The organism is Dyella sp. (genome assembly GCF_035508675.1).
GTDB lineage: Bacteria > Pseudomonadota > Gammaproteobacteria > Xanthomonadales > Rhodanobacteraceae > Dyella_B.
This window is the reverse complement of record NZ_DATJMN010000391.1, coordinates 1-9,879: the sequence shown is the minus strand read 5'-3', so window position 1 is coordinate 9,879 and position 9,879 is coordinate 1. Positions and strand designations below refer to the sequence as shown.

Here is a 9,879-nt window from a genome sequence, read left to right as displayed (position 1 = left end):
GGGTTCGCGCTTCATGTCGAAGAGCCCGGACGCTCCGACGCCCATCCAGGTTTTGACCGAGCTGGAAAACGAAGCCGGTGACACCGTCAGCTACGACTTGTTCGTCCAGCTGAAGCAGAAGCCGACGTACGGCGACCAAGTGCTCCGCGGTCGCGAAGAAGCGCTGAACAACTTCACGGACAAGATCAGCATCGACCAAGTGCGTTGCGGCGTGAACGCCGGTGGCCGCATGAGCCGCAAGCGCACGCTGCACGACCTGCGCAGCGTGGCACGCCAGAAGATGGCCGAGTGGTGGGCACGCTGGACCGATGAAGTGACCTTCATCTATGGCTCGGGCATGCGCGGCACGAATCCGGACTTCATCGAAGATCCGGATTACGCAGGCTTCGCCAACAACGCGCTGACGGCACCGGATAGCGATCACGTGTTATTCGGCGGTAACGCGACCAGCGATGGCACGGTGGCCGTGGCCGATACCTTCGACCTCGGCATCATGGAACGCGCCGTGACCAAGGCCGACACGATGGGCGGCGGCTCGGACGGCAAGATCAAGATTCGCCCGATCAAGATCAACGGCGAAAAGCGGTACGTGATCGTGATGAGCACGTTCCAGGAGCACTCGCTGCGCTTGTCAGCCAACGGCACCAGCCAGTGGTTGGACATCCAGCGTGCAGCCGCGGCCGCACAGGGCGCCAACAACCCGATCTTCACGGGTTCGATGGGCATGTACCGCGGTGTGATCCTGCACAGCCATCCGGCGGTGATTCGCTTCTACGCCGGTACCGATGGCCTGCAGCCCTGTGCACGTGCGCTGTTCCTGGGCGCCCAGGCGATGGTGATGGCGTTCGGCTCGCCGGGTTCGGGTCTGCGCTACGACTGGAACGAGGAAACGGAAGACCGCGGCAACCAGATCGTCATCAGCTCCAGCACCATCCTGGGCATCAAGTCGACCCAGTACAACGGCGCGCGCTTCTCCGGCCTGGCGCTGGATACCTACGCCGCCGACCCGAACGTGTCGACGCCGTCGACCAACTGATCGTCGCTTGCCATTGGGGCAGGGCCTTGAACGCGGCGCTTTCCAGCGCCGCGTTCCTTTTTGAAGCTTTCAGAGGACACTCTCATGACTCAGTACAACAATGCATTGCTGAAGTCGATGATCACGCCCGAAGCCAGCGGCGCGGTCTATGTCGACCGTCAGCAGCAGAATCTCGCGTTTCCCAACGTGGTACCGGCGCAACTGAACATCGGCGATCAGTTTCAGATCGGCGTTGTGCCAGCGGGCAGCGTGCTTATCCCGTGGTTGTGCAATCTGCATTTCCCAGCGCTGGACAGCAATGGTTCGCCCACGCTGGCCGGTTCGATCGGTACCGCCAACACCCCGGCTGCGCTCGCTGCCGCTGCCGCATTCACCGCAGCCAAGAACGTCGCGGGTTCCTCGCTGCTCACTCCGCAGCAGGTGATCGGCGATCCCGAGGTGGATACCCCGATCTACCTCACCGTGACGACGGCTGCGGCGACGCCCGCGAATACTGGCCTCATCTGGGCCGACCTCGCGCTGCGTGCATGGCGTGACGATACCGACAGCGGCAACCAGACCGCGTAATAGGTTGACCATCACCCGGCGCAAGCCGGGTGATCCCTTCTCCCCAAGCATGGTGATCGCATGAAGATCTGCAGCAAGATTCCCGCGCATAAGGGCAACGCGCGCGAGGTGGACATACACGGCACGCGCTACGCCTTCAAACACACGCTCGATAACCAGGATCGGGTGCTCTACGTGGCGGAAGTGAAGAATCCCAAACATCAGGAAGTGCTGCTCAACAGCGGCGACTTCTACCCGTTCGATCCGAACGACGAGCGCCAAGCTGTCCTGCGCCGCGAGGAAAAGCCGAAGGAGGAAACCTCTCCGGCCACAGACCTCGGCTTTGACCAGGCGACGCTGGATGAAGCCAACAAGCTGCTGCTGGGCAACGTGCAAGCCGTATGCACGGGCGTCTCCAAGGTATCCAGCGGCAAGGTTGTGCTGGCCGCGATCGCGCTGGAGCAGAAGGGCACCAACCGCAAGGGCGTGCTTCAGGTGCTCAACACCACGGTCGAAGGCCTGAAGGCGGCCGGCAAGCTTACCTGATCCGATGAACCTGGGACACCTGCGCTGCGCGGTCCGCCAGATACTGAAAGACGAAGTCGAACCCACGTTGTGGTCGGACGAACAGATCAATCGGTATCTCAATAACGCCGTGCGGGAGGCGTGCCTGCGCGCGCGGCTGCTCAAGGATGACCATCTCAGCAAGCCGGAACTGTGCCGCTACACGGTGGCACCGGGCAACACCGTGATCAGGCTTCGGCCCGAAGTGTTGGTGGCGCGCTCGGGCCATCTCGGCAGCGAGCGACAGAAGCTGTGGATGGTGACCGCCGAGTCCATGGATCGGATCTACCCGCAGTGGGAAGCGGATGTGTCGTGCCCGGGACAGGCCGGCTACGGCATCATGGACCTCTCGCAGAAGACCATTCGCCTGTTTCCAGTCCCGCTGGCGCCGGATGTTCTTCACTTGCGCGTCTGGCGGCAACCGCTGGAATCGGAAGAGATGCGGCGCGACACCGATCGGCCGGTCATCCAGCTGCCCGACTTCGAAGAACTCAAGCACTGGGCCGTGTACGAGTGCTACCAGACGCGCGAAGGCGAAGAGAATCTCGACACGCGCGCGGCCACGCACCTGGCCACGTTCGAACAGCGCTTCGGCGCACGCCCCTCTCTTCACGAGATGGCACGGTGGGCCGACTCACCGCCGCGCCATCGCCGCACAATCATGTGGTGATCCATGGAGCCTATTCAGCAGGATCTCTCCATCCAGCAAGGCGCGACGTTCCAGCAGTCGTTGCAATGGTGCAATGGCACGCCGACGTTCATGGCGATCACCAATGTGCAGACGGGTCTGCCAACATTGATCACGGTGCCGAGCCATGGACTGACTCAGCCGACACCGGTATGGATCACCAACGTGAAGGGCGCATGGTCGCTCAATACCAGGGGCTACCGCGACACGCCTCCGCGCTACGCGAGCGTGATCGACGCCAACACCCTGGCCATCGACTGGGATACCGGGTGCGATCCCCCCTACCAATCCGGCGGCGTGTTGACGTTCTACGCGCCCATGAACCTGACTGGCTACACCGCGCGCATGCAGATTCGTCCAGCACCGGGTCCGATCTTTCCGTCATGGCCGCCAGGGCAATGCAACCCGGGCGAGATTCCGCCGCCGTACATCGAACTCAACACGTCCAATGGTGGCATCACCATCACGCCGGCAAGCGGCACGATCAGCTTGCTGATCACGGCGGCGCAGACGCAGAGCTTTGAGTGGGCGAACGCCGTCTATGATCTGCAGCTCACCGCAGCCGACGGTGTAACCGTGACGAAGCTCGCCGAAGGCAATGTCAACGTCATACCGGCTGTGACACAGCCGGTATCGCCAACGCCGTCGCCTACACCAACACCTGCGCCGTCACCATGATGCAAAACGATGACGCCGTCGTCATTCGAGATAGCGACGAAATGGCGTGCATCGTGGAAGAAGCGAAACCGATCGTTGTTGTAGCCGATCGGCCGCAAGTGTTGGTGGTGCCGGGACAAGCCTGTCCACCGGTCGTGGTCAGTGACCGCGTCGAAGAGCGCGTGATGGTGCCTTGGCAGCCGCCGGCACCCATCGTACGCATGGGTTTTGCTGGACCGCAGGGCATACCGGGTCAGGTCGGTGACCTGAGCTTTACCGTTACCGCCGCTGTCGACGTCGGTTATCCGCAGGTCGTGGCGATCGTTGACGGTGCAGCGCACCTGGCGGACCCGACGAACGTGGCGGACATGATGGCCGAACTGGCCATCACCACGCAGGCCGCAGCAGCGGGCAATCCCGTCACCGTCAACATCTTTTTCAGTCTGTCCGAGCCGGGTTGGAACTGGCAGCCAGGCCGTATGTACCTGGGCCCAGCGCCTGGCCAGATATCGCAATCACCATCGACCACTGGCGCACTGCTGGAAGTCGGCCGCGCCGTGAACGCGACCACCATCAACTTCAACATCCGCACACCCATCATGCAGTGAGGCACGACACATGACCGTTCAAAAGCTGCTGTATCTCAACAGCAATGGCATGGAGCAGCAGTACACACCACTAACATCTAGTGCCGGATCAAGTAGTGCTGGGCAAATCCCTGCGCTTGGTGCTAACGGCCTACTCGATGCATCGTTCATTCCAAGCACAACGGGATCGCTGAGTGCACCCGCCACGGAATCCATTGCCGCTGGCGCTGCCGTGAACATCTACAACAATGCCGGGACGATATCCCTGCGAAACGCAAACGCGACCGATGCAACCAAGCCATGCAATGGATTTGCACCGGCAGCGATCGCGAGCGGCGCAACCGGCACGGTCAATTTTCCGGGACAGCTCAATAGTGGGGTGTCTGGACTCACGCCAGGAGCGCTGGTATTCCTTGGCACGACTGCCGGGCAGTTCACATCGACACCACCGGCTACGACGGGTAACCTGGTCCAGCCATGCGGATATGCCTTGACGGCGACCGAGATGTTGCACCTGTGGGCGCCGGGAATGGTTTACTAAGTCATGACATCGCCACTGGTCCTGGGGGCAAATGGACTGCCAGCGCAGTTGTCCGATGGTTTCATCACCCCGCCAGGTTATATCGATGGATTGCAGCTTATTTGGAACAGCGCGAGTTCCATAAGTGTCACGTCAGGGTCGGCTTACATTCCTAGCCTGGGTTTCGCTATTAATGCAAGCTCTACCCTAACGCTGAGTGGGCTATCCCTCTCGGCATCGTCGTGGTATCACATATTTATAAATAACAACTCAAGCACTCCGTCGATCAATTGCGTAACGACAGCTCCTGACAGTCCTTACAACGGCACAGCATGCGCAATGATCGGCGATACATCCCAAAGATATGTAGGTAGCATCCTAACCGATAGCAGCGGAAATATTGTTCCATTTGAGCACGCTTTAAATAGAATTTCCTATTTAAATGGTTATGGGTCAACGCCCTATAACGTTTTAAGTGCAGGATCTGCTACAGCTTCAACATCCATTTCTCTTTCATCTTACGTGCCAGTTACCGCAACTGTTGCTCAATTGGCTTATCTGGACAATTCCACGTCAGGAGGAACATGCAATATTCAGTCGTCTGTTGGATCAAATATCGTTTTGCAGGTGCAGCAAATATCATCTGGAGGACGACCAGCTTTATATACTCAAGCTGTTTTTGATTGTCCGTGCCCATCACAGTCGATTGCCTATTTCAATAGCGCTTCTGGTGGAAGTAAAAATATTGATGTTATTGGATATGTATATGCTCGCTGATAAAGCATTTTTTTATAAGAAACACGATGACGTTGTGAATGTCTTTTTTTCCCAAAGGTGACGACATCCCATGGCGCGTAACGCAGCTGGACAGGAGGACGGCTACGGAAAGTTGCGCTTTGGCCGTGGCGTCGATAACCGAAGCGAGAAAAGCCGGCTTGAAGAAGGTTTTTCTCGCATAGCGGATAACCTCGACATTTCAACCAATGCGGTGCTCACCCCGCGAGAGGGGTCCACGTTAAAGGCAGCGCTCACTGGCGCCCATTCGTTGCATGCCTTTGAGCATTTCCCCTACGCGTTTGTAGGGGATGCTAAGTCGATCTACCGCATGGACAGCAACTACAACCTGGTGCAGCTCGTATCGGGACTCAACGGCACGACGATCTACTACGAGCAGTTGGGCAATAAGGTGTTCTGGTCGAATGGTTCGGCCAACGGCATCGTCAATCCGGATGGGAGTACGGCACCCTGGGGCATTGAAACGCCACTGCCATCGTTCGCAGTGACGGCTGTTTCCAACGGTGGGATGTACTGCGGACGATACGGCCTCACGCTCACGTTTGAATCAGCGAACGGCGAAGAGAGTGGTGCTCCGGAACCAGTGTTCCTCGACGTACCGGATGGTGGGGGTATCCAGGTGACAAACCTGTCGCCGCCATCCACCAATGCGCCGCAGCGGATTCGATTTTATTGTACGCAGCCAAACGGTACGGACTTGCTATTCTCGCAAACAGCACCGGTGAATACGTCGCAGTGGACACTGGGGGCGCAGATCCTTGGGCGGCCACTGACCACGCTGCTGAAAGACCCGATGCCGCCAGCAACACACCTGCTGGCAAAGGCCGGTTGCATCTTTGGCGCCGTTGGCAATCTGCTCATGTGGACCGATCCGTTGTATTACGGGGTGACTGATCTCAGCAATAACTACATCCCTTTCGCATCCCCGCTACGGATGATCGCAGCGCCCGAATCGGTGCGATTCATCCTTTACGTCAGCGACGGCGAGAAAGTACATCGACTGGAAGGGGCGTCTATCGCTACGGCCTCCCGAGTCACTGTGCAGTCGCAGGGCTGCGTGCCAGGATCCATGGTGATGGTTCCAGCTGACGCACTCAACCTCAACGACGTCTTCAAGCCAGTGCCGGTATGGATCGGAGGAGAAGGCATTCCTTACGCCGGTACCGAAGAAGGTGCCATTCCGCTGCACGATAAGTTCGTGTACCCGATATACGACAACGCGGCGGCGATGTTCCTACGGCGAAATGGTGCAAACCGTTATTTAGTGGCTGGCCAAGGCGGCCGCACCTCGGCACTCGCGATGAGCGACTGCGCCGAGATTCGTATCGTTCCCTAACGCATGAACCCGCTTGCGCAAGCGCCGCCGGTTGAGGCCGCGCAACGGCTTGCCGTGTGCCGAACCTGTTCGGAGCGCGGATTCGCGCCCGTGATCAAGTCCGAGATCTGTAAGAAGTGCGGCTGCTTCCTGATCGCCAAGACGAAGCTGCTCGACTCCCATTGCCCGCTCAACAAGTGGTGATACCCATGATGAAAGATCTGTCTGCCCGCGTCCGGGCTGAGTTCGCGCGCGCCATGCGTAACTTCCGTTACGAGCGGACATCCAGTGGCGTCTACTTTCCAAGTGCAAGGGTGGCGATCGGAGGTACATTCGGTCACCGCATGGATGATGGCCCGTGGATCTACGACCACAACACGGCCGTATACGAAGGGTTGGATTTCATCCTGAGCGCCATCTTCAGTAGCGGAGGCTTGCCTGCCACGTTGTCGCTGGCGCCATTTAGCAATAACACGGCGCCTAGCCCATCACTGACGGCCGCCACCTTTGCGGCACAGCAGGGCGAGTACACGCTCTACACGCAAACCACTCGCCAGGCCTGGATTACCAACGGTGCGTCGTCAGGCCAGCAAGTGTCAAACAGCAACTCCGTGGCGACGTTCACCATTGGTAGCGCGGCGGCGACGATTACCGGTGCCGGTTTCATTGCCAATGCGACCGGGAAGGGCGCAACGACGGGAACATTGTTCGCAGCGTCGCTCTTCAGTAACTCGAATCAGCTGAGCGCTGGAAGCACGTTCCAGCTCATCTATTCGTATGGAGCGCAGCCGCTAAGCAGCTGACGATGACCGCGCCGTATTTCGGAACCTGGTGGCTGATTGCGCCACCCAACGTGGATCCGTCCGTGGTCGCTCGCGCCCGCAAGGTCGTCGGCGAGCTGAAAGAGCGGGAAGCGCTCACAGGTGCCCACGTGCTGAAGCGCGCGGTGTCCTTGAACGATGGAACGGTGATCACCGCGAGCACCAACCATGGCAATGTGGTGGTGACGATTCAGTCACCGACGCAAACCGCGGAAGTGCCTGACAACATTGCCAATATGTGGGTGCCGCGCGGATTTGTGTTGTATCCAGCATGGCAAGCAAACCCGCTGGGTGTTGGATTGCCCATCATTCTGGATAGCAGTGTGGGTCCATACGACCCCGCCAATATGGCTCCAGGGCTAGATACGTCCCGTTGGACCCCGGGCGGCACGCTTGGAGAGGTGCTGCTTTCGCCGGATGAGGATGCGGGTTATCAACCTGCAACGGTGGTCCCTACGCCATTGCTATACGACGTGACAGCCGCACCACAGTTTCAATGGTCGTTGCAGGGTGAAAACTACTACGATGGCCAGCAGCCCGATTCGAATTGGGCGCCCTATCGGCTCGAACTATCACCCTTCAGTAACGTCGGCAATGGCGCCAACCCTGGCGAGCAGCAAGCCGTATTCGAAGGCATCAATGTCCTGCGCGCGAATGCTGGCGTGGATGCTGCCATCGTTAGGCTGCGTGGCTTCGCGCGCGGTGCTGAGATTACCTCGACATTGCTGCTTAAAAACGGATCGGCCTCGCCGACGGGAGCTGGATTTCCTACCAGCTACGCGACGCCGGCGGAAAGGCTGACGATGGAAGGGTACGCCGCAGACTGGACGCAAGAGAATTTTCCGAGTTTTGACCGTCAGGATATCGCCGTTGGCGTGGAGTTCTTGGCGGCAGGATCCAGTTCCACTGCACTCGCGCGATGGAAAGCCGACCCTACACTTGGGCCGGCGATGGTCTTGGCCAGCAACGCCATGTTCGTCGATGTGGGATCGGCAGGCGCTTTTACGACAGCGCAGATGTTCAGTCGTGACCGATGGATTGCCGCCGGCAACATGAGCTGGCAGAGCAGCGATACGTCGCTGCCGCCGCTTAGTTGGCACGGGTTCGCCAGTTTGAACCTCGCATGGGAAACCTTCCCGTGCCTGTACGCGACTGGCATGCCATCAGCACCCCTGACGATTGCGGTCAACTTTACAGACGCTGATGGGGACTGCTGGCTCGCCTATCCGCGATCCAAGACGCCCACGGCGCAGACCGCTGAGATCGCGATGGGAAGGCACATCTACTGCCGTGGCCGCGCGATCGCCATGGCCCCCGAAGGGGCGCTCGTCTGGGGTGCGTGTGTGTTGCCGAACGCGGTGGCAAACAAGGATCGCCTGATACTGCTCGCACATCATCCGATTGATCAACCCAGCGATACGCAGCACCAGGGATTTACCCGCTATCTGCGGGTGTGGTGGTGCGATATCCCGCAGCGATCCCTGCGGCTTGATCCACCGATGGTGATCGTCGGCACGGATAGCACTGACCCCTATGCGTGGTCGGGAGGTACCCTGATAGATCTGGGCATCATGCCGGCATCGGCGACAGGCAAGTTTACGGCGTCTGGAACGCCGAACTCGTTGAAGTACGCGAGCCAGTGGCGATTCTCGCAGGATGGCACCCGCGCGGTGTGCCTACGCGACTATGCCGGATACGCGGACTACGCCTACCTGACATCGTACGGATCAGCCAATGGCATGGGGCCGCGTGCGGTAGAACTCGTGTTCAGTGCAGATGGCCAAGGCACCGGTGTGCAAACCGTCTTTCACGATTTCGTCGCAGGGATGGCCAACTACCTGCCCAGTGAAGGAGCGGAAGGTTCGCCGATCACCGTAGCGCCTGCGGCCGTCGATTACCAAACCGGAACGCTCAATCTCATCTACCTCTATACCGGCCACAAGGTGGAGGATAGCGTTTCGACCACGTACGTGGGATCTGGCAACGCCAGCGTCCCCGATGTGGAGGGATTGTCGTATGGCATCGCCATTGGCACCGACGACTTCCGCGTCGACGACTTCAGCGTTTTCGTGGTGGGGTGTGCAGACGTCAATAATGCCGCCTTCGTCGCGAGCGGCGTACACGTGTACTCGGTATTCGATCCAGGTACCGAGCAGGTGATCGTCAACCCAAATTACGTGTGCTGGCCGTTTACCGAATCGGCCGCATTCGGCGTAAGACAGTTCATGCAAGGAAAAAAGGTAAGCGAGACGTGGTATGCCGTTCCGAACGGCGCACTGGTAACCGGCTCACCGCCATGCGCTTTACTCAACGGCCCCATTACGTTGTCGCTGGCCAATAGTTTTTGCGT

Annotated in this window: 12 protein-coding genes; all 12 read left to right on the top strand. The window is 59.2% G+C overall.

The genetic code is table 11. The features are described 5' to 3' along the window. Window positions 1–1,036, top strand: a 1,036-nt coding sequence (locus VMA74_RS20800; RefSeq protein WP_325370503.1) for a N4-gp56 family major capsid protein, incomplete at its 5' end; no start/stop codon positions are given. 84 nt (window positions 1,037–1,120) lie between these two features. Then, the gene (locus tag VMA74_RS20795; protein WP_325370501.1) at window positions 1,121–1,603 is read left to right on the top strand and encodes a hypothetical protein; all 483 of its coding nucleotides are present in this window, start codon (window positions 1,121–1,123) and stop codon (window positions 1,601–1,603) included. Window positions 1,604–1,663: 60 nt separating this feature from the next. After that, window positions 1,664–2,128: a hypothetical protein gene (locus tag VMA74_RS20790; RefSeq protein ID WP_325370499.1), complete on the top strand. Its 465-nt coding sequence runs from the start codon at window positions 1,664–1,666 to the stop codon at window positions 2,126–2,128. Between the two features lie 4 nt (window positions 2,129–2,132). Further along, window positions 2,133–2,816, top strand: coding sequence for a hypothetical protein (locus VMA74_RS20785; RefSeq protein WP_325370497.1), 684 nt, complete (start codon window positions 2,133–2,135; stop codon window positions 2,814–2,816). Between the two features lie 3 nt (window positions 2,817–2,819). Further along, the gene (locus VMA74_RS20780) at window positions 2,820–3,512 is read left to right on the top strand and encodes a hypothetical protein (RefSeq protein WP_325370495.1); all 693 of its coding nucleotides are present in this window, start codon (window positions 2,820–2,822) and stop codon (window positions 3,510–3,512) included. Beyond that, a complete protein-coding gene (locus VMA74_RS20775; protein WP_325370493.1) occupies window positions 3,509–4,099 on the top strand; it encodes a hypothetical protein in 591 nt (196 codons plus the stop codon). The genes VMA74_RS20780 and VMA74_RS20775 overlap by 4 nt, the downstream gene beginning before the upstream one ends. Window positions 4,100–4,109: 10 nt before the next feature. Then, window positions 4,110–4,619 (top strand): hypothetical protein, encoded by a 510-nt coding sequence (locus tag VMA74_RS20770; RefSeq protein WP_325370491.1) that lies wholly within the window; start codon window positions 4,110–4,112, stop codon window positions 4,617–4,619. Window positions 4,620–4,937: 318 nt separating this feature from the next. Next, window positions 4,938–5,375 (top strand): hypothetical protein, encoded by a 438-nt coding sequence (locus VMA74_RS20765; protein WP_325370489.1) that lies wholly within the window; start codon window positions 4,938–4,940, stop codon window positions 5,373–5,375. A 70-nt stretch (window positions 5,376–5,445) separates the two neighbouring features. Beyond that, window positions 5,446–6,729, top strand: coding sequence for a hypothetical protein (locus VMA74_RS20760; RefSeq protein WP_325370487.1), 1,284 nt, complete (start codon window positions 5,446–5,448; stop codon window positions 6,727–6,729). Window positions 6,730–6,732: 3 nt separating this feature from the next. Next, a complete protein-coding gene (locus VMA74_RS20755) occupies window positions 6,733–6,912 on the top strand; it encodes a hypothetical protein (RefSeq protein WP_325370485.1) in 180 nt (59 codons plus the stop codon). Window positions 6,913–6,917: 5 nt separating this feature from the next. Then, a complete protein-coding gene (locus VMA74_RS20750) occupies window positions 6,918–7,511 on the top strand; it encodes a hypothetical protein (protein ID WP_325370483.1) in 594 nt (197 codons plus the stop codon). Window positions 7,512–7,513: 2 nt separating this feature from the next. Continuing rightward, window positions 7,514–9,879, top strand: a 2,366-nt coding sequence (locus VMA74_RS20745; protein WP_325370481.1) for a hypothetical protein, incomplete at its 3' end; no start/stop codon positions are given.

Bases quoted from the DNA above. Each gene is read 5' to 3' on its own strand.
- VMA74_RS20795 (WP_325370501.1), top strand. From the start codon at position 1,121: ATGACTCAGTACAACAATGCATTGCTGAAGTCGATGATCACGCCCGAA.
- VMA74_RS20790 (WP_325370499.1), top strand. From the start codon at position 1,664: ATGAAGATCTGCAGCAAGATTCCCGCGCATAAGGGCAACGCGCGCGAG.
- VMA74_RS20785 (WP_325370497.1), top strand. From the start codon at position 2,133: ATGAACCTGGGACACCTGCGCTGCGCGGTCCGCCAGATACTGAAAGAC.
- VMA74_RS20780 (WP_325370495.1), top strand. From the start codon at position 2,820: ATGGAGCCTATTCAGCAGGATCTCTCCATCCAGCAAGGCGCGACGTTC.
- VMA74_RS20775 (WP_325370493.1), top strand. From the start codon at position 3,509: ATGATGCAAAACGATGACGCCGTCGTCATTCGAGATAGCGACGAAATG.
- VMA74_RS20770 (WP_325370491.1), top strand. From the start codon at position 4,110: ATGACCGTTCAAAAGCTGCTGTATCTCAACAGCAATGGCATGGAGCAG.
- VMA74_RS20765 (WP_325370489.1), top strand. From the start codon at position 4,938: ATGATCGGCGATACATCCCAAAGATATGTAGGTAGCATCCTAACCGAT.
- VMA74_RS20760 (WP_325370487.1), top strand. From the start codon at position 5,446: ATGGCGCGTAACGCAGCTGGACAGGAGGACGGCTACGGAAAGTTGCGC.
- VMA74_RS20755 (WP_325370485.1), top strand. From the start codon at position 6,733: ATGAACCCGCTTGCGCAAGCGCCGCCGGTTGAGGCCGCGCAACGGCTT.
- VMA74_RS20750 (WP_325370483.1), top strand. From the start codon at position 6,918: ATGATGAAAGATCTGTCTGCCCGCGTCCGGGCTGAGTTCGCGCGCGCC.